The organism is Bacteroidota bacterium, assembly GCA_016721765.1.
Classification (GTDB): domain Bacteria; phylum Bacteroidota; class Bacteroidia; order UBA4408; family UBA4408; genus UBA4408.
In genome coordinates this window covers 1,704,933-1,727,237 of the sequence record JADKHO010000001.1, presented here as the reverse complement: position 1 = coordinate 1,727,237, position 22,305 = coordinate 1,704,933, and the positions used below count along the sequence as shown (strand labels likewise).

Sequence of the window (22,305 nt, the reverse complement as noted above, 5' to 3'; positions counted from 1 at the left end):
AGACCATAAATACAAAGACGAATTAAATATTCTATTTAAACTCATCCCCAAACTCAATCGTTTCCTCCTCATCGTCCTTTTCATTGTATTTGGAACAATCGGTTTCCACTTTTAATTCCACTCCTTTCGGCTTTTCGAAATCGCCTTGCGAAATTTTAAGTGTTTTATCAGCATATACCTTTTGCATGTATAAGCCAAAAATAGGCAATGCCATGGATGCTCCCTGACCTAAATCGGTACTGCGAAAATGCACACTGCGGTCTTCGGCTCCCACCCATACGCCACTAACTAAATCGGGTGTAATACCCATAAACCAACCATCGGAATTATTTTGCGTGGTGCCTGTTTTTCCTGCAATAGGATTGCGCAAGCCATAGCGGAAACGCAAACGTGTACCGGTTCCAAAATCACACACCCCTTTCATTAAATTTAAAGTAAGGTAAGCGGTTTCCTGACTCAATGCTTCTACATGTTTAGGAATAAATTCTTGCAACACATTCCCGTTTTTATCTTCAATGCGGGTAATAAACATGGGCTCTATCCACTCACCTTGATTTGCGAAAGTGGCATTGGCACCCACCATTTCATACAAGGAAATATCACAGGTTCCCAAACAAAGGGAGGGCACTGCATCGAGGTGACTTTGTATGCCCATTTTATGCGCTAAATCTACGACTGCTTGAGGACCAAATTGTTTCATCACATAAGCTGTTATACTGTTGGTGGAAGTCGCTAATCCTTTGGTAAGCGTCATCATTCCTCCATATTTTCCATCGGAGTTTTTGGGGCTCCAGGTTCCGCCTTCCGGCAGATCGAAGGTTACCGGGATATTGGGCACTTGATAGCAAGGACTCCACCCTTCTTGCATGGCCAAAGCATACACAAACGGTTTAAACGTGGAACCTACCTGACGTTTACCCATTTTCACATGGTCGTATTTAAAGTGTGAATAATTGATTCCTCCCACCCAAGCCTTTATGTATCCCGTATGTGGGTCCATACTCATAAAACCGGATTGCAAAAAGTATTTGTAATAACGCATCGAATCCATTGGACTCATCACCGTATCAAACTCTCCCTTGTATGAAAAAACAGTCATTTCAATCGGCTTTTTAAACGCAAGCAAAATAGAATCTTCGCTGATGCCTTCTTTCTGCATCACGCGATAGCGTTCTGATCGACGCATCGAAGTAAGCATCAAATGATCAATATCTTTTTGATTCATGCGGTAAAAGGGCGCATTCTTTACCCCTTTCCAGTGCTTAAAAAATTTCTCCTGCAAATCCTTACCCAACCAATCGTTCACACTTTGCTCTGCATATTCCTGCATGCGCGAATTAATGGTGGTGTAAATTTTTAGACCGTCTTTGTATAAGTTATAACTGCTGCCATCCGGCTTCTTATTGGCTTTGCACCAATCCTTCATGTAATCACGCAAAAACTCGCGAAAATAGGTAGCCATTCCTTGGTTTTGATCCTCCGGATGGTAATTGATTTTGAGTTTTAGAACTTTTAAAGAATCATATTGTGTGCGCGTCAAGAAATCATTCTTATACATTTTATACAACACTTGATTGCGTCGTTCCAATGCATTCTTCGGCTTTCGAAGGGGATTAAACAAGGTTGGATTTTGCACCATTCCTACCAGTAAAGCCGCTTGCTCCAATTTTAGTGAGTCGGGTGTGGTGTTGAAATAGATGCGCGTGGCAGATTTTATTCCAACCGCATTATTGATGAAATCAAATTTGTTGAGGTACATCGCAATAATTTCATCTTTGGTATAGTTGCGTTCTAAGCGCACCGCAATAATCCACTCCTTAAACTTTCTGAAAATAGTTGCAATCAAACTTCTTTTCTCGCGCGGAAAAAGCATTTTGGCCAATTGCTGTGTGAGAGTACTTCCCCCTCCTGTTCCTTCTTTCATGGTAATAACTCCTGAAATGGAACGCGCCAATGCCTTTAAATCCACCCCGGAATGCTTGTAAAAACGAATGTCTTCGGAAGCCAATAATGAATTTACCAAGTTGGGCGATAAATTCTCAAAACTCACATTGGTACGGTTTTCGATATAGTATTTACCCATCACTTTTTGATCGGAAGAAATGATTTCAGAAGCCAAATTACTTTTTGGATTTTCCAATTCCTCCAGCGATGGTAAATCGGCAAACACGCTCAGGTAAATAAAAAATACTGCAACCGCTACCAATGGCATCAATGCCGCTATCCATAAGTACTTTACGTATTTTCCTGTATCCGTTTTTTTTGCCATTTTTTGTATGCTTCGCTGCTGCTGCTTATTTAAATTTTTTTGTGTCCCAACAAGAATGTATCTAGGACTTTCTCTGTGTTAGCTGCTTTTATTGCTTTTCGATGCGCATGCCCACATCCATAATCATGGGCAAATTTTGCACCCGCATAGCTTGTTCCATGGTAAATACATATTTACCCGCTTTGCGAAACCGAACTCCTTTTTTAAATAATATTTGATTGTCCCAAATGTCGCCACTTCCACTACCTAACCAACGTCCCGAATTATCGGCAAGAATGCATTCGATGGTATCGCGGGCATATACCTTATCGGGAAATTCGGTTTCTAAAAACAAATAAATATTGCTGTAAGGATATCCTCCGGCATTTCGCACATTGATGTAGAAGTTATGAGGCGTTAGGGTATCTGCAATCTGCACTTCAAAACGTGCTTTGTTTTTTGTGTTCCACACCCCATTGGGAATTTCAATATTTTGTTCATAAATACGTTTGGAATCACAACTTGCCAGTAACATGACCAAGAGCAGCAGCACTAAATAATTTTTAACAAGAGAGCGGATAAGGTGAAACATCAATGCTAAGTATTAAACGATTTAGTTTTCTGCTTTTGGCGGTTGAGTAGATGCCGGTCGCGGTGGACGACGCTTATTCCGATTACGGTTTTGACCTTGCGGTTTTGCTTCATTTCCGGCTGCTCCGGTATTTTGCTTCACTTGTGGGGCACCTGTTTGCTTTGCCGGAGCTGAATTGCCTTGCTTTGCTTGTGGTGGACGCGGATTTGATTTCGCAGGACGCGGATTGGCAGCTAGTACAAGCCTATTGGCAGATGTATTTGCAGCTGCATTTGGCTCAGCTCCTGCATTTGTTGGCGATGCAGTACCTGCCGCTTTTGGCTTTTTACGCTTGTTGCGATTGTTTGATTTTTTCTTTTGATCAAAACGGGTTAAGCTATCCTGCCCCACCACATTCTCGTAATCGGGTTTTTTCTCTACTACCGGAATGTCTTTAAATTCAACCAATTCATCCGGCTTCTCCTCGCGCTTGTTCATTTCCAGAATATGCTTTACGCGATCAACTGTCATCAATATAAAATTGCCGGGATCTTCGGTGTACGAATACCACATGCGGCGACTAAAAATATCGGTTTTTTGATGAAAAGCTTTTCCTCTTTTTGTTTCGAGTTTACTGGTTGTTTCCGGAAAATCCTTGATGGCATCCATGTAACTGTCTAACTCATAGTTGAGACAGCATTTTAATTTGCCGCATTGCCCGGCTAATTTTAAAGGATTTAAGGAAAGCTGCTGGTAACGGGCTGCACTGGTGCTTACCGAACGAAAATCGGTTAACCAAGTGGAGCAACACAATTCGCGACCGCAAGAACCAATTCCGCCTAAACGACCAGCCTCTTGACGTGCTCCAATTTGTTTCATTTCTACCCGCACGCGAAATTCATCGGCCATAACTTTTATCAGTTCACGAAAGTCAACGCGTTCCTCGGCAGTGTAATAAAATATAGCTTTTGTTTTATCGCCTTGATATTCCACATCGCTGATTTTCATCTTGAGTTTTAGCTCTAAGGCGATGGTACGGGCGCGGTACATGGTTGTGTTTTCGAGCTTTTGAGCTGCATGCCACTTTTCAATATCTGTCGGTTTTGCCTTTCGATAAATTTTACGAATTTCGGGTGAATCCATGCGCACGTTGCGCTTTTTCATTTGCAGTCGCACCAATTCACCTGTAAGGGAAACCACGCCAATGTCGTGCCCTGGTGACGCTTCAGTAGCAACGATATCGCCCGAAAAATATTCCTCGTTCGCTTCCTTTTTGAAGAACTCCTTGCGGCCATTCTTAAAGCGGACTTCCAATATATCAAAGGGAATTGAACCTTTGGGTAATTCCATGTTGGCCAACCAATCGAAAACAGTAAGTTTTCCACATCCTCCAACGCCACATGCCCCGTTATTTTTGCACCCGCCCGGTAATCCATTGGCACCGGTGCCACAACTTCCACAAGCCATTCTACAATCTATATTTTAAAGAAACCACGCTATTCGGTTTCTGTTGTGTGAAACAATAATTTTATGTCGCGCTGAAGCGAATTTTCAAAGGTACAAATTTATTTTTTGATGTGAGAATGCTGGAGGGAGTGGTCGGACCACTAGTGTCCGACCACTCCCTCTAAAAAATCAAGCCACCGCCCTTACCAATCCATACAAACGAAACGACAAATCCAAAAACAAAATTTTGGGCGCTGCGTTGCGCTCTATTTCGGCGTAAGCCTTATTTAATTCCTCAAACAGTTGAGCAGTATTTTGCGGATGGGTAAACTTCGAAAAATTGGAAACAAATTTTTGCTCTTCGGCTGTTAATTTTACCAAGGAAGTACTTCCTAAATTAGTGAGCAAACTTTCGCGGATGATGCGCAAGGAATAGCTTAAGAACTTTTTTTGTACTTCCCGCCCTAGTGGAACCATTGTATCCACCCACTTAATGGTATCGTTTAATTTACGGCCATAACACAATAACATCCAGGTGCGAAAGGTTTCGATGTAAAAACTATCGCTTTCGTCGGCGTGAATTAATTTTAGTGCCTCGTTGTAATTGCCATCTGCCAAGTGCGCTGTTTGCTTGGCCATGCTTTCGCTCAAGCCATGCTTCTCCATTAAGTGCCGGGTTAAATCGGCATCGTTAATTTTTTTCAACTTCACCAACTGGGTGCGCGACAAAACGGTGCGCAACAAGGCATCCTGACTTTCGGCAACTAAAATAAAAAGTGTTTTTTCAGGCGGTTCTTCCAAAATTTTCAAGAGCTTATTTGCAGCCGGACCATTCATTTTTTCAGGCATCCAAATAATCATCACCTTGTAATCGGCTTCGTAGGACTTTAAACTTAACTTTTTTAAAATCTCCGCACTTTCATCTACACTAATATTACCCTGCTTATTCTCGACTCCTAGTACCTGCAAAAAATCGAATAAATTCAGGAAAGGATTCGCAATTACCTCGGAGCGAAACTCGGTAATAAAATCATGGCTGAGTGCTTTGGAGGTAACGGTTTTAGTGGTTGCTACTGGAAACACATAATGCACATCGGGATGCGCCATTTTATTGTTTTTAACACAACTCGGACAAACGCCACAAGCATCCCCCTCAACTTTATTTACACACAAAATATATTGTGCATAAGCAAGCGCCATGGCCAATCCGCCACAACCTTCGGGACCTAAAAATAATTGCGCATGACTAATACGCCCATCGTTAGCGGTCGATACCAAACGCTCCTTTACTTCTTGTTGTCCTATTATATCCTTAAAAAGCATGCTTCCTTATTCCTTTACAAACAATAAATTGTGTTGCACGCCGCTTTTAGCTTGGTAGTTAAAGAGGTAAGTTCCAGAAGTCAAGCCATGAATATCCAAATTAATTTCATTTTCATTTATGGCTTGCCGCATCACTTCTCGTCCATCCACACTATAAATACGTACACTACCAAGTGCATCAGTTCCGGTTGCTAAGCGCACATGTAAGTTATTCTTAGCAGGATTAGGAAATAACTTAACTGCACTATTAGTGACATGTTCCTTTATACCCACAGAAATATCAACTGAGACATCCGTCATATTTGTTTCGAGTGGCGAATAATTATCAAAATACAAGGAAGCACTGTTTAAAACATGCGCTTGCTGCCCGGCCAAAGAAGTAGGTACATCCAAACTGTATTTCACATATCCGCGACTACCCAACTCATTCACTGAACTACTTGGAAGCGCGAGGGATGGGAAATAAAATTTTAGCACCCTAGTGCTGTCAATGCTGGTGATACAGCTGGCAGAAGATGCTAGGAAATGAAAGGTAGAAATATCCACATTGGGCGACAAGGTATCTACAATAGTTAAATAATAAGCAGTATCTGCTGTGGTGTTTTTAAAATTTATAGTGTAATAAATTGTATTGTCTATATCCACTAGCAGAGTACTTCCTACATTTCCCCAAGCATCGGCTGCGAATTTTTTAGTATCGTCGAACAAGGGAGCACCCACCGTAAGATTTAAAGTAGCTGTGTTATTTGCCATATTAATATCCGAACCGACATTTGATAGAATTGCAAAACTTTGCCAATAAGCTCCAACAGTTGCGCTCGGAGAGAGGGTAAAATTAATTTCAATAGCATTGGTAGCAGTAGTCGGATTAATGGCTCCCAAATTCCACATCAGCACAGCTGCACCAATGGAGTCGGGAGTTATACTCGCATTTTGAAATGAAACAGACGAACTAAAGTTATAATAGAGTTTGGCATTTGCCGATGGAGCCGAACCTAAATTGCTATACTCAACTTCTACCGAAAAATTTGATCCAGGGGTAAAAGCACCGGTGCCGGCTTGCACATACACTGCCGCATCGTTATCGGTAGTTGGTGCATGCGCAAAATTTACAGTTTCGGTTGCGTTTATATATGTCAACGAAAATGGGTTTACCGCACTCGCAGGACAAGTTTGAGTTGCCGGTGGATTCATCCATTCAATAGTATAACTTCCAAATGGTAGGGTTAAGGAATACGCACCGCTAGCATCACTCACCACATAATTGGAACCCGGCATTACTTTTAAAACCTGGTTGGCGATACCGCGTTCCATAACATCCGGAATACAATCAGTATTGCCATCTTCAAACACCATCCCTTTCACAGTAGCACAATTGTCGCCCAAATCGGGGATGTCGAATTCGAGTGTGTCGTCTTCACAATTAATATAAGCAGAAGAATAATAGCGGTCGAGGTAATAATGTCCGGCAGGTAAACCACCTGCTTCATACACGCCACTTAATGCAGTGGGCTGCAATTGCGTGAATCCGGTACTAGGTGAAAATACTTCATAACTCAAATTGCCGCTAAATCCGCCTGTTTCGTTTGGAATGCGAAATACGGCTGAGCCATACACACCATTGTTGCAGGCACCTTGCACACTAAGCACACGCATTTCGGGGCGCTGCGGACCATACAGCGGTTGCGAAAATAATCCTTGACAACCATTGGCATCAGAAATAGTAACCACAATGGTATCGCCGGTGCAATGTCCTAAAAAAGCAATTCCGTTTCCATTGGGCAACACTTGCTGTGTGCCCGTTGCAGCGGTGAAGGTATAGGGAGCTGTTCCATTCAATAAACTTTCAACCGCACGATACCCGCCATTGCACACACTGCGGCAGGAATAATAAAAATTTGTATTCGGATCAAAATCTAAAAAACCAAAAGAAGGATCAATAAAAGGATCGTTAAATACGCCAATGGGTAAAGAAGCCGTATCGCCAATGGCATCGCTTATAAAAACCTTATACACCCCTGCACTCAAATTCGAATTAATTGCCGTTGTGGCACCATTTGTCCATGAATAGGTATAGGGTGAAGTACCTCCGCCAACAAATAATTCAATGCTTCCGCCGGAATTTCCGCAGGCAGAATTTTTCACGATTGGAAAAATAAAAATTTGCGCTTCAGCAGCTAAAATGCACAAACTGAAACAACAGAGTAAGACAATTTTTTTCATTTTATTAAAATTATATAGGGGGCTAATTTACACTTCTTGCTGCCCTAAAGCAATAGTATATTTTGATTTTATGGTTACACACCTAAAAAGTTAATTCACAGCAATGCGTGTATCCATAAAACGGTAATCACTATTTTGATAAGGCTTCCGCTAAGCAACAGCAGATTACAATTATTTATATATTTGTGAATCTTCGCCCCAATATGCTAAAAGCTAGGAATACTGTTTTTTTTAACGAACTTTTCGGAAAACTGAATCAGCATCAATTGTGTTATGCCTATAGTGGAAATTTTACTGAAGACCTTACGCAGCATATATTATCACTTGCCGAAACAGGTTTAGAAGCAGAAAGCGAATCGGTTCAAACCAAAAAGAAAGTGTATTTTATTATGGTGGAATCGCTGCAAAATATTACCCAACACCAAGGCGATGCAAATGAGCGTTTGAAAGATGGATTTTTTTGCATCGATAAATATAAAGGAGGATATCAGGTAACCTCCGGAAACATTGTTGATGATTTACACATTGCCGAATTGCGTTTTAAACTGGATAAGGTAAACTCCTTGGATGGTGTGCAATTAAAAGCCTATTGCCAAGAAATATTAAGTGAAGGAAGTTTTTCAGATAAAGGTGGTGCGGGTCTCGGTTTAATTGAGATTGCCCGAAAATCAGGAAATAAACTCGTGTATGATTTTGTTCCCTTGAGTAAAGGCTTTTCCTATTTTTATTTTCAAAGCAATATTGCAGATAAAAATGCGCCACAACCCTTGGATTTATTGCTCGACTCAGCCGCAAATCTAGCCATAGCTAAGGATATACACACCGCCATAAGCGAAAACAATTTAAAGTTATTTTACCACGGTTTGTTTGGCCACGAAAACCTGAAAAGCTTATTAAAAATGACTGCCGGAAGCACTTTTGAAAACGAAAATGTTACCTTTAAAAAAACTTCCATGGCCTTGATGATTGAATTGCTTCAAAATATTTGCTTTCATGGGGTTTCAAAAAACAATAATTCGGATGAAAAACCGGGTATTTTTATGGTTGCAGATTCAGCTGAAAACTGTTCTTTACTTTCCGGAAACTATATTAAAAATTCCTGCGTCGAAAAAATTTCCAATCGCATTCAAGAGTTGAATGCAATGGGTTTAAAAGAACTCAACCGTCTTTTTTTAGATGTACTTTTAAAAGAAACACAAGAAAATACGCGCGGCGCCGGATTAGGTTTTATTGATGTGAGATTAAAAACCGGAAACCCAATTGAAATGGACATTACACCCTATTCGGAGGAACTTTCCTTTTTACTAATAAAAACGACAATTAATTACCAAAACAATGAAACAAATTAATCTGGTTCAAACAGAAGATACGCCCAAAGTTGTATTTGATGCACAAAATGGAGTATTTGAAATCTCTGGACGTTCCATGCCTGAAGATACCGCAAAATTTTACCTGCCGCTTATTGAATGGTTGATGGAATATAGCAAAGCTCCCTTAGAAATAAGTCATTTTAGTTTTCATTTCGAATTTATGAGCACCTCTACCACCAAGCAAATGATGAAAATATTTTTTGCGATTGAACAAATATCAAAAAACAAAAAAGTGGAGGTCATTTGGAACTACGATAAAGGAGATATTAATATGAAACGAAGCGGGGAACTGTTGCAAAAACTAGTGACTTTTAAAGTCGAATACAAAGCCGTTTAAACAAATCATTCTAATTTTAGTTTGATGTTTTTAGACACGCAAACTTTTATTTTGAATTTTATGAAAAAAAGCAAACTTTGGTTCTTTCTTCTTGTAAGCTACCTTACTGTTTTTCTGAGTTGCAATTCGGAGCACGCTAAAAACAAGGTAATTACAATTGGTTTTTTAGACGCATTTCAGGATGAAACACTTGCACAAGCTAAACAAGGATTTTTTGATGCCTTAAACGAAAACGGTTTTAGCGAGGAAAAAAAGAACATTAAAATTATTTACCGAAACGCTCAAGGCGATATTCCAACACTCACCCAAGCTTGCGATTACTTTGTTTCTGAACAGGTGGATTTAATTGCTACCAATACTACCATTAGCACCATCACCGCAGTGCAAAAAACCAAAAATATTCCCATTTGTATGATGGTGGCCCCTAGTCCCGAATTAGCAGGACTTTTAGACAAGCAAGGCAAGGCTCCAAAAAATCTTTTTGGCGTGTATGAAACGTTAAATTACATCGACACTTCCGTTGCGATAATTAAATTACTTTTTCAGCAAACACATAAACTCGGTTTAATATACAACCAGGCCGAACCCCAATCAGTATCCGCCTACGAGCATATTTTACAAGAGTGCAAACGCAACGGAATAGCACTGGAAGCGCAAGCTGTGAGTAATTCTTCCGAAACCCAATTAGTAGTGCAATCGCTTATAGCTAAAGGAATAGATGCATTTTTTGCCATGCCCGATAATACCGTTTTTGCTTCCTTCGAAACAATTGCAAAGACCTGTGCAGAGGCAAAAATTCCGGTTTTTACCAGTGAGGCGGGATTGGTAGCAAGAGGTGCAATTGCTGCGTTTGGAGCGGATATGTATCAATGGGGCCATCAAGCAGGGGTGCAAGCAACAATGTTTTTAAAAAACAAATCCGCCGCTCTGCCGCTTCCCGAACTCGTGACACTGCGCAAACGAATGCTGAATAAAAAAGTTGCTGAAAGCTTTTTCATTAAAGCAGATAGCTCATTCACACAAAATTAAATTTAGCCATTCCCTTTCGGTATGAACTTTTATGTTGCCGCATTATTATTGGGACTCTGCCTGGTAACACTTGGCTATGGCATATTTATATCGATGCGCATTTTTGCGATTCCGGATATTACTACTGATGGTTCCTACACATTAGGTGCTGCTATTACAGCACTTTTTATTACAAATCACATTTCACTTGCACTAACCTTACCTGCAGTTTTAGTGGCAGGAGCTTTGGCCGGAGCCTGCACAGGATTTATACATACGCGTTTAAAAGTAAATTCGCTCTTATCCGGAATTTTAGTGATGACCGCTTTGTATTCAGTTAACCTTATGATTATGGGCAGATCCAACATTCCCTTGATGGATGTGGATACGCTATTTACGCTAGTTGCCATTCCAGAACAAGAGCAACTTTCGCAGCTTGTTATTCTTTTGATTTTTGTAATCCTTTTTACGGTGTTATTAATCTGGCTTCTGAAAACCGATTTTGGAATTGCCATGCGCGCTACTGGCAATAATGAAACAATGGTGCGCGCGCAAGGTGTGAACTCCGAACGAATGAAAATTATTGGTTTGGCAATTTCTAATGCTTTGGTTGCCCTTAGCGGATTTTTGGTGGCGCAATTGCAGGGATTTGCGGATATTAACATGGGCATAGGAATCGTAATTCTGGGCTTAGGTGCGGTTATGATTGGTGATACCTTCATGAATTGGCTGGGCAAAAACTCCATTGCCTGGCGTATTATTGGTGTAATTGCCGGAACTATTTTGTTTCGGCTTATACTTGCCGGAAGTCTATCGCTAGGGCTAAATCCTAACTTATTAAAATTAATTACGGCGCTTTTTGTATTGGCTGTAGTTGCCTTGCCGGGACTTAAAAAGCAAAATCAATAATGTACTTGGTTTCGCCTCGCTATTTGTTCAAATTCTAACAATTTGTTTGTTCAAATTTTAACAAAGCAATTAGAGGATTCCCCAATAAATAAGGCTATTTTTGCAGTACTTAACACCACTCCAATGAAGTTTAAATTAATCGCTATTTTCTTTTTTCTTCAGCTTGCCACCCATGCACAATCCTTATTCATAAATGAGGCGCTGACTTTAAACACCTTTAGTGTCACCGATGAGGACAATGACTATAATGATTGGATAGAAATTTACAACAATGGTACCTCCGCTGTGCAACTTCAAGGAATGGCCTTGAGCAACGATTCCTTAAATTTAATGAAATGGACTTTTCCAAATCAAGTGCTCGATGCCAAATCCTTTCTGCTGGTATTTGCATCGGGTAAAAACCGCAAAATGGGACACTATTTGCACACCAATTTTGCGCTTAATGCAGCCGGAGCAAAAATATTTTTATCAGATCCTTCTGGAAACAAATTAGATAAATTTTACACTCCCTATCTTACACCCAACGTTTCGTATGGCCGCAAAAATGATGCTTCAACAGGGGTTGGCTATTTTGCCATACCTACGCCCGGAAAGACAAATAACAGCTCTAAATATTATGCACTCAATTTAGAAACACCTGATTTTTCAGCATCTGCAGGCTTTTATCCCGATACCGTTGAGTTGGTAATTTCACATCCCCTTTCGGGAGTAAGCATTCACTACACCTTGGATGGCTCAGAACCCACCCTTGCTTCGCCCGTTTACACCTCTTCATTAAAATTAAGCACACGTGCTAACGATCCCAATGGAATTTCTTTAATTCCTACCAATCCCGGATTAAATTTTCCCTATTATACTTTCGATACTTCAAAAGCAGATTCACGCGGATGGTTGCCTCCATATGGAAATGTGCAAAAAGTAAATGTTGTGCGGGCTAAGGCTTTCGCCGGAAATGCCATCCCCAGCGAAACTAAAACGAGGACTTATATAATTGATTCGCTTTTAAATGAACGCTATAAATTTCCCGTATTATCAATTAGCACCGATAAGGAAAATTTATTTAGTGAAGATTCCGGAATATATGTATACGGAAAACCGCGGCCTAATGATCCTTTGTTTGATGGTGATTACTCCTATTCCGGACCGGAATGGACAATTCCACTTTACCTCGAATTTTTTAATGAAGACGGTTCACTTGGATTTTCGCGCTATTCAAATGGCGAATTGAATGGCAATGGAGGAAGGCATGCTCCACAAAAATCCTTTCGCTTTTACAAAACAGGACAAAACGAAGTAGCTAATTTTAATTATAAATTTTTTGATGAAAAGGAAATCAGCGTTTTCGAAAAAATTCTGTTGCGCAATGGTGGTCACCGCCCCGATTGCTTTCCACGCGATAATATGGCCGACAAAATTTGTGATGGTTTGAATATGGAAGTTCCCAATTACAAAATGGTTGTAGTATTTATTAATGGCGAATATTGGGGCTTACAGTGCATTAAGGAGCGCTTCGACAATGCCTATTTTCAGCACAACTTCAACATAAAAAATGAAGATTTTACCATGCTCCAACTCAAAGGCGAACTTACCGAAGGAGTGGAAGGAGATGAACAGCATTACCTTAACCTCATTGATTTTGTAAGCAACAACGACCTTTCCATTACCGAAAATTACAACTATGTCAATACACAAATGGACATCGAAAACTACATCACTTTTCAGGTAAGTGAAATGTATATTGGAAATGGAGATTGGCCCAATAACAACACCCGCTTCTGGCGCAAAAAAACTGCCGACTACGAACCGGGTGCTGCCTATGGATTAGACGGACGATGGCGCTGGGTTTTTTACGATTTAGATGGAGGCTTTGGTGGTTCATGCCCTAATGTTACACCCACATTCAACAGCATTAAGAGAGCTACCAATGACGAGCCGCTATATGTAAACTATACCATACTCCTGCGGGCACTTTTAAAGAACAATGGATTTAAAAATGATTTATTAAGCCGTTATGCGGATTTGCTTAATAGCAATTATTCCTCTAAGGTAGTTTCCAAAAAAATTACTGCCGAAAAAAATTTGCTGGCTACCGACATCTTAGAACATGTGAATCGCTGGCGTTACCCATCGCTTGCTACAACACTTGTTGCGCGTAATACAGAAGTTCCGGGCTTAACACAATGGGATAATATTTTTAATAACCTTCTGGGCTTTGCATCCGAGCGTCCTGTAAATGACCGCAGGCGATTGATGGAATATTTTGGACTACAGGATACGCTTAAAATTACTTTGGATGTAAATGATAAAGCGCAAGGAGAAATAAAAATCAATACCATTCAGGTAAATTATAAATTACCCGGTGTTAAAACAAGTGTATATCCCTGGTCAGGAACTTACTTTAAAGGGGTTCCAGTAAATTTAACCGCTATTCCTAAACCGGGTTACAAGTTTTTATATTGGGCTGGCAGTAATACCAGCTCAAACGCAAAAATCACGGCAAGTCCTTTGGGAAATGCCTCCTACACTGCAGTGTTTGGCCCAGACCCTTCCTTTACTTATGTAAATTCTATTTTGATTAACGAAATAAATGCCACCAATAAAAACATTATCAAAGACCCTTATAACGAAAATGACGATTGGATTGAGTTATATAATCCATCAGATAATGCAGTAGATGTAGAAGGCTATTTTCTTTCGGATGATATTTCAAATCTAACAAAATATAAATTTCCAAAAGGAACGCCCGAAACAATTATTCCTCCCAAAGGATTTTTATTGATTTGGGCAGATCATCAAGAGGGACAAGGAAAGCTCCATACACCATTTAAATTAAGGGCTTCGGGAGAACGAATTGAACTAACAGCACCCGATAGCGTAACTATTATCGATTCGCTTTCATTTGGAAATATTGAAGCAGATAATTCTTATGGGCGCTATCCTAATGGCGCAAAAAATTTGGTTATTTTTAGTCAACCCACTCCCAGCGGATCTAATGCTTTAGATAAAATTTTCGAACCTAAAATTGTGTTGCACAATTTTGTTTTGTATCCCAATCCCGTTACCAATACAATGGTTCAGTTTACACGCATTGCAGATGTTAAAATTTATAATGCACAAGGTCAAATTGTGAAGGAAGCCATTGCGGTGAAGCAGTTGGATGTTTCGGATTTAACGCATGGAATCTATTATTTGCGCACCCTCGAAGGCCAAACAGCAAAATTGGTTAAACTTTAATTTACACGGCTGCGCATGATCCAAATTGTGAATGCTACTAAAAAGTTTAACCGTGGTACAGCAAATGAATTTACGGCATTAAATAACATTAATTTAAAAATAGCGGACGGCGAATTTGCAGTACTAATTGGTGCCAATGGAAGCGGAAAATCGAGCTTGTTAAATGCAGTAGCAGGCAGCCTATTTTTAGATACAGGTGAGATTTATATTGATTCGGAAAAGGTAAGTACCTGGAAAGATTTTGAAAGAAGTAAATACATTTCACGCATTTTTCAAAATCCCTTAAGCGGCACTGCTCCGGATTTGAGCATACTCGACAATTTTCGTTTAGCCGCATTGCGCACACAACCCAAATTGCTAAAACGTGGAATTAATGAAGCCTTTCGCGAAACTGTTAAAAGCAAAATTTCCTTTCTTGGAATGGGGCTCGAACATAAACTGGATCAAGCCATGGGTTTGCTGTCGGGAGGACAGCGCCAAGCACTCACCTTACTGATGGCGGTGATGGATACTACCAAAGTTATTTTATTGGATGAACCCACTGCTGCATTGGATCCTAAATCGAGCGAATTGGTAATTGAAAAAGCGAAAGAATTAGTGAATGCGTATAAATTAAGCGCCATCTTAGTAACGCATGAAATTAAGTATGCTCAACGCTATGGTTCCCGTGTAATTCAGCTTGCCGAAGGAGCTGTAATACGCGACAAAATCGGAGCCGAAAAGCAAGCGCTCTCTGTCCCTGAGCTTTTTGAATGGTTTGCTTGAGTTATGGCAATCTTAACGAATTGCTTGGCTGAAAACCCACAATCAATAATTAAATTCCATTCAACAAAAAGCGCTGTTAGCAAAAAGTGGATAACTTTTGCCGTTTAAAGCCACATCCTTGCCGATTAATTCGACTAGTTGCATTTGCATTATTCAATTATAAAATTATCTTTATAGAAATTTTGTTAATGATTTCTTAAAACGCATTACTACCTAATATCACATTAAAACATTCCTTTTGCACACAAACCACATACTAAAAATTAATACTTAAAACATGATGAAAAATCAACTCAAAAAATCGAATCGATTTCAGTATTCGGAATCATTAATCGCTCGAAGCAAAAAGCTATGGATTGCTATGCTACCCTTGCTACTATTTTTGGTAAGCAACATTTCATCAGCACAAACACCGGTTCCAATGTCATCTCAAATTGGATTAACTTATACTGAGAATTTTAATGACATTGCCTCTTGGACAAGTATTACCGGGCCAGTTGTAACACCAGGCAGATGGAACTCCTATCCAATTACTCCGGGGGGTTCAGCCAATGATGGTAAAAGAACTACTAAGTCTTCTGTTGCTTTTACAACAACAACCGGAGGTGGCGTGCAAAAAGGCACTAACAATTTGGTGTTTTTATCAACAGGCAGTGGGGCCACATCAGAGGCTGTGGCAGTTGATTTATTATTGGATTTTACCGGTGTAAATGCAGGAACATTAAGTTACAATTGGGCTGCAGTTGATAATTCATCCGGCACTCGACCAACCTCCTTGCGCATTTTTTGGAGTACCGACAACGTGACTTTCACTGAAATTGCAGCTGCACAAGTCTTAGATGTTCAAACTGTAAATTCAGGTTCCATTACTGCGGTGGCCTTACCAAGTGCTTTTAATAATGTTTCAACAGCTCGTCTTCGGTTTTACAACCATGCTGGAACTGTTACCGGTGCTGGAAGTAGAGATAAAATTTCGATTGATGACGTAACTGTTACGGCTACTGCCATGGTTGTAAATCCTACCAAACTTGCCATCACTTCCATCTCACCTGCCTCACCAACTGAGAATGCTAATTTTAGTGTTACCGTTCAAGCACAAGATGCAGGAAGTGTAGCCCGAAATGTTGTTGCATCAACCGATTTCACACTTTCTGTTGCAAGCGGAACAGGTGCTATTGGCGGAACTTTTTCAGGTACAATAGCTATAGGAACCAGTAGCATAACCTTAAACTCCGTAACATACAACACCGCTGAAGCTGGGGTAAGTCTTACCGCTACTCGAACTGCAGGCGATGTACTTACTTCTGGAACTAGTTCAACATTCACGGTAGCTGCTGCTGCAGCTCCCTTAATCACTATAACCGGCTCTCTAACACCTTTCTCTACTGTTGTAGGAACACCTAGCGCGGTGCAAAGTTATCAAGTAAGCGGTATTAACTTAGCCACTGATATTGTTATTGACCCACCAGCCGATTTTGAAATTCGAACCGGCGTAAATGCATTTTCTACAAGCAATATTAATTTGGCTGGTACTACTGTTCCTTTAACAACTATTGATGTTCGCTACAATCCCGCAAGTGCAGGTAGCATTGGCCCAGTAGACATAACTCACACTACTACAGGCGACCTTAAAAACCAATCTGTTTCGGGATCCTCAATTGCTACTGAACCTACCTCCTCTAGTGTAGTAACTTTTGGAACCATTACTTCATCTTCTATCCAAATTAATTTAACCGGTGGGAATGGTGCTAGAAGATTTGTAATAATAAAACCAAATAGTGCTGTAATTGTTTTTCCATCGGATGGAGGAACGCTTCCGGGAGGTATAGATGCAAGTTATACAACTGCAGCCGACCTGGGCTCTGGAGAAAAAATTATTTACGACGGAACTGGAACTACTGTAACAGTTACAGATCTTTCGGCTTTTACAACATATCATGTAGCAGTTTATGAATACAATGGAAATGGAGCTACTTCTAATTATAATACTACAACGCAAGGCATTAACAATACTAAAACACTACTTAATAATGCTGTTCCTGTTTCAATGGCAAGTTTATCCTATTCCGAAAACTTTGCCAATGTAGCTACTTGGTCAGCAAACTTTGCTTCAGGGGCAGGTGCTAGCCCATGGTCTTCTTATCCAATAACTCCAGGAGGCTCGTCCAATGATGGAATCAGAACAACAAAATCTTCCACTGCTTTTTCAACCAGCTTTTCAGGTGGTGTTCAAATTGGCACCGGAAACTTGGTGTTTTTATCAACAGGTAGCGGCGCCGTTCAAGAAGCAGTTGCCGTTGATTTTTTAATGGACTTTACAGGGGTAAATGCAGGTAACCTAAGTTTTGATTGGGCTGCCATCGACAACAGCTCAGGAACACGACCAACAACTTTACGCGTATATTGGAGTACCGACAATGTTACTTTTACAGAAATACCGGCTGCTCTAATTTTAGATGTTCAAAATACAAGTCCAATTAATTCAGGAACCATTTCAGTTCCATTACCAACTAACTTCACAAATTCACCTACAGCAAGATTAAGATTTTACAACCATGCGGGAGCAATTGTTGGTGGAGGAAACCGAGATAAAATTTCTATTGATAATTTATTGGTTACAGCAACCCTACCTACCAAATTGGCCGTTGTAAGCACTACCCCTGCCAACCCAATTCAAAATGCCAATTTTAGTGTAACGGTGCAAGCACAAGATGCAACTAACACTCCTCAAAATGTGTTAACGGCTACCGATTTCACAATATCGCTTGCAAGCGGAACCGGTGCACTTGGTGGCACATTAACAGGTCAGATTGCTGCAGGATCTAATCAGGCAACAATTACCGGCGTTACTTATAACGTAATTGAAACAATTACTATTACCGCAACCCGAACCGCCGGTGATGTTTTAACAGCCGGAACAAGTGGCAATATTACTATTGATGCTCCTGCTACACCTACCATTACCTTAAGTGGTTCACTTACATCCTTTTTGACTGGTGTTGGAACGCAAAGTACTCCATCACAAACTTATACTGTTGAAGGATCTGATTTAACTGCTGATTTGCAAATTGCTCCTCCTGTTAATTTTGAAGTTTCTTTAGATGAAATAACATGGGTGGCCAATCCAAATACTTTGGATATTACCCCAGTAGGTGTAACTGTAGCACCTACAACTATTTTTGTTCGATACGCGCCAGGTACACCTGGACCGCATAGCGCTAATATTGCACATACTAGTACCGGTGCAGTTACTAAAAATGAAGCTGTTTCAGGTACTACTTCCGCTGCTGAACCTACCATTTCGTCTGTTGTTAGCATTGCCAACCTTACTACCAGCACTGCAATAGTGAATTTTCTGGCGGGCAATGGTGCCAATAGAATTGTTGTGGCTCGTGAAGGTGCTGCTGTTTCATTTGTACCAACTGATGGTACAGCACCAAGTGGTGTGGACAGCGATTTTGGAAATGCTGTTGATCAAGGAAGTGGCAATAAGATAGTTTATGATGGCTCTGGTACAACTGTTACGGTTACCAACCTTACCAGCGGATCTACCTATCATTTTGCAGTTTACGAATACAATGGAACTGCCGGAACAGTTAATTACAGAGCAACTCCAGGAATCGCGAATGCAACCATTCCCGCTCCTATTCCATACAGTGGAGGTACCTATACTCAAAACTTTAATAGTTTACCTTTAGCTGGTTCAGCTGACTATACCGGAAAAGGCGTTGGTCCGTTTTTTACAGTTGCTCCTCCTTTAAGTGCAGGCTCAACCAACGGATGGCAGTTTGCTAAAGCCAATGGCGCCGGTTTAGATGCTAAATTTGCAATCGATAATGGAATTGGAACAACCGCCTCTGCTTATAGTTATGGAACTACCGCTTCTAACGATAGAGCACTCGGCTCATTAGCAGGTGGTCAGGTTATTTCTCGTTTAGGTGCTATTATTACAAATACTTCTGGTGGACCATTATCTGAAATTACAATTTCTTATACAGGCGAACAATGGAGAGACGGTGGAAGTACAAACCAAAATACCCTATCGTTCAGTTATCAAGTAGGAGGAACTGATATTTCGACCGGCTCCTTTACTGCAGTATCTGACCTTAATTTTAGTAATTTAGTTCATGGAGGTTTAGGAGCATCACTTGATGGAAATCAAGCTGCAAATCGTTCTGCAAAAACTGCTACTTTTTGTGTTGGTACCTGGGCTCCCGGCCAAACACTAGTTATTCGTTGGGACGATGCAGATGAGGTGGGAAGTGACGACGGTTTAGCTATTGATGATTTCTCTTTCTCTGCAGCGGGTGGTTTAGCACCTTCTTGTGTTACAGTTACTCCCAATAACACTGCATGTATCACGGCTACATCACTTTCTTGGAATACAGCCGGACCTTGTGCATCTTATAAAGTATATGTTGCCAAAGATAATCCAATGACGGATTTCATTGTATATGAGCCGGCAATTGGAAGCGCTTTAAGTTACACCTTGCCAACTTTGGACCCAAATATTCCATATTACTATCAGGTAATACCTTTTAATGATTTTGGCGATGCTGTTGGATGTACTATTGGTACATTTAATTCAGGACCATCACAATCGGTTACACCGGTGGTAGCTACAAATGTATTACCAGCGGTTACTTACACTTTGGGTGGCGAAGGAGTTATTGCTCCAGCTTTACCATGTGGTGTTACCGTTGAGAATGGTGATCAATTAGGAACAAGTCTTTGGTATACTTCAACTGCTGCACCAAGAACAGGTGCAAACCACATGCGCATTGATAAAAATCCTGACAATACCAATCCATTAGATGATTATTTCTTTACTGTTCCAATTAATGTAACAATTGGTAAAGTTTATCGCGCCAGCTGGTACGACAGAACTGCAACAGGTGCATTTACCGAGACTTATGAAATGCGCATTGCAACTTTACCGGATGCTTCTACTATGAGTGGTTCTTCTGCCGATTTGTTTTCTACCAACAGTATGGTGTATACTCAAAAAACCGGAACAGATTATCTTGCCCCTTTTACCGGTGTAATTTATTTTGGTTTCCGTGCAACTAGTCAGCCTAATCAAGGAAGTTTGTATATTGATGATGTTACTATCAGTGAGGTACCCGTACCACAAATTAATCCTGTATATTGTACTACTATACCAAGTATGTATGATCAAATTTTTGTTACTCCAATTGCAGGTGCTACCAATTACCGTTTTAAAATTGTAGGAACTGGCGGTCAAGCCGGATACAATTTCGAACACTATCGTAATAACTCAAACCCTGACTACCGCTTAAAATGGGCTCCGGGTGTGATTTATGGATACACTTATAATGTGCAAGTTGCTTCCTTCAAAAATGGTGTTTGGAGTCCTTATGGTCCTTCATGCCCGGTATCATTAGGTGCTTTCCCTACAATTAAATTACGTAACAATCCTGCAACTGTTGCAGGTCCTTGCGATTATGTAATCTCCGACCTTAATGATCGTATCTTAACAGATTCATTATCGGGTGCTAATGATTATATGTATCGCATTGTGGAAGATGTGCCGGGTGGTGCATATGACTATGATCACACTTGGCAACGTTCAAGTGGTAACCTCGACTTCCGTTTAGTTTGGGCATACCAATCATCGCCACTAGTTGACCGCGTACGTTTTGGATTCAGTTACGATGTTCAAACACGTGCTTTAGTTGGAAAAACTGGTGTTACTTATGGAAATCGTCCGGGAGAATGGGGTCCTTATGGTACTACTTGTAAGCTCGATTTAACCGCTGCAACTCCAACTACTACATTGACCAACTGTAACGTTTCTTTATCATCGCTCAACGATCAGTTTTTCATTGGCGGAGTTACCGGTGCTACGAATTATCAATATGAATTTAGTGCTCCAGGATTTACTACTGCTACTGTATATCGTGGCAATGGAAACCTCGATTTCAGAATGATTTGGCTTGCAGGCGTTAAATATGGTACTACTTTTTCAGTGCGTGTTAAAGCTTATGTAGGTGGAGTTTGGTTAAATTATGGAACTCCTTGTACTGTAATCACACCGGCTGCTCCATCAACCTCAGTGCTTGGCATCTGTGGAACTACGCTTAGTCCTGGGCAATTTAGCAGCACCATTTTCTGTACTGCAGTACCGGGAGCAAGTTTGTATTCCTACCGCATTACAAATGTAGGTGGAGTGCCTTACTCAAAAGTAGTATACAACTATAACTCAAACAACTCGTTCAGCTTATCACGTACTTTAGTGTGCTGTGGATATCAAAACATGTTGCCTAATGCAACTTATACTATCGAAGTAGCATACTATGCAGGAGAATGGAGTGCATACGGACCAGTTTGTACCTTTACAACAGGGGCAACTGTGCCACGTTACTCACCATTTGCCAGCGAAGGAGTTGAAGCTGTTGAAGGGGCACTTAATTTAAGTGTATATCCAAATCCTGCAACTGTAAATCAACAATTTGCCCTCGAATTACAAGGAATTACAGCTGCCAACGAAAAAGTTCAAGTAAGAATTTTCAACATGATTGGCGACAAAGTTTACAGTGCTGACGTTATCACCAAAGAAGAAGCTATCTTAACCATTAAACCTGAAATGCAATTAGCAGCAGGAGTTTACATGGCCGAAGCGCAAATCAATGGAAACGTTTACCGCGTGAAATTTGTAGTGAAATAAGGTAAAGTCATTTGTTTTAAAAAGAGTCTGTCTCCAATGAGACAGACTCTTTTTTTATGTATTAAATACCGAATTAATAATTTCTTGAAAACAGCAAGTCTCATAGTCGTTACATGCGATCCTACCACTTTTTGAACAAGAATTTGGTAGCAGGAAATACATTGAACAACATTAAAAATCGTT

General features: G+C 40.4%; 12 protein-coding genes. 7 read left to right on the top strand and 5 right to left on the bottom strand.

From position 1 onward, the window contains the following. Positions 1-31 precede the first annotated feature (31 nt). The 5 genes from IPP32_06200 to IPP32_06180 form a co-directional block, all read right to left on the bottom strand. Entirely contained in the window at positions 32-2,269 is a 2,238-nt protein-coding gene (locus IPP32_06200) for a transglycosylase domain-containing protein (protein ID MBL0047673.1), read from the bottom strand. An 88-nt stretch (positions 2,270-2,357) separates the two neighbouring features. Further along, positions 2,358-2,840, bottom strand: coding sequence for a gliding motility lipoprotein GldH (locus tag IPP32_06195; protein MBL0047672.1), 483 nt, complete (start codon positions 2,838-2,840; stop codon positions 2,358-2,360). Positions 2,841-2,861: 21 nt separating this feature from the next. Then, the gene (locus IPP32_06190) at positions 2,862-4,286 is read right to left on the bottom strand and encodes a hypothetical protein (GenBank protein ID MBL0047671.1); all 1,425 of its coding nucleotides are present in this window, start codon (positions 4,284-4,286) and stop codon (positions 2,862-2,864) included. A gap of 168 nt (positions 4,287-4,454) precedes the next feature. Further along, positions 4,455-5,588, bottom strand: coding sequence for a DNA polymerase III subunit delta (locus IPP32_06185; protein ID MBL0047670.1), 1,134 nt, complete (start codon positions 5,586-5,588; stop codon positions 4,455-4,457). Positions 5,589-5,594: 6 nt separating this feature from the next. Next, entirely contained in the window at positions 5,595-7,811 is a 2,217-nt protein-coding gene (locus tag IPP32_06180) for a T9SS type A sorting domain-containing protein (GenBank protein MBL0047669.1), read from the bottom strand. 203 nt (positions 7,812-8,014) lie between these two features. Between IPP32_06180 and IPP32_06175 the strand changes: the two genes are divergently transcribed. The 7 genes from IPP32_06175 to IPP32_06145 all read left to right on the top strand — a co-directional run bounded on the left by IPP32_06175 (position 8,015) and on the right by IPP32_06145 (position 22,122). Continuing rightward, positions 8,015-9,160, top strand: a complete 1,146-nt coding sequence (locus tag IPP32_06175; GenBank protein ID MBL0047668.1) for a hypothetical protein — start codon at positions 8,015-8,017, stop codon at positions 9,158-9,160. Continuing rightward, a complete protein-coding gene (locus IPP32_06170) occupies positions 9,147-9,518 on the top strand; it encodes a DUF1987 domain-containing protein (GenBank protein MBL0047667.1) in 372 nt (123 codons plus the stop codon). The genes IPP32_06175 and IPP32_06170 overlap by 14 nt, the downstream gene beginning before the upstream one ends. Positions 9,519-9,578: 60 nt before the next feature. Continuing rightward, a complete protein-coding gene (locus tag IPP32_06165; protein ID MBL0047666.1) occupies positions 9,579-10,547 on the top strand; it encodes an ABC transporter substrate-binding protein in 969 nt (322 codons plus the stop codon). A 21-nt stretch (positions 10,548-10,568) separates the two neighbouring features. Then, complete coding sequence (locus IPP32_06160) at positions 10,569-11,435, top strand: ABC transporter permease (protein ID MBL0047665.1); 867 nt, start codon at positions 10,569-10,571, stop codon at positions 11,433-11,435. 123 nt (positions 11,436-11,558) lie between these two features. Continuing rightward, on the top strand, positions 11,559-14,669 hold the full coding sequence (locus IPP32_06155; GenBank protein MBL0047664.1) for a CotH kinase family protein: 3,111 nt from the start codon (positions 11,559-11,561) through the stop codon (positions 14,667-14,669). 15 nt (positions 14,670-14,684) lie between these two features. After that, on the top strand, positions 14,685-15,434 hold the full coding sequence (locus IPP32_06150) for an ATP-binding cassette domain-containing protein (GenBank protein ID MBL0047663.1): 750 nt from the start codon (positions 14,685-14,687) through the stop codon (positions 15,432-15,434). A gap of 277 nt (positions 15,435-15,711) precedes the next feature. Further along, positions 15,712-22,122: a T9SS type A sorting domain-containing protein gene (locus tag IPP32_06145; protein ID MBL0047662.1), complete on the top strand. Its 6,411-nt coding sequence runs from the start codon at positions 15,712-15,714 to the stop codon at positions 22,120-22,122. The last annotated feature ends 183 nt before the right edge of the window (positions 22,123-22,305 follow it).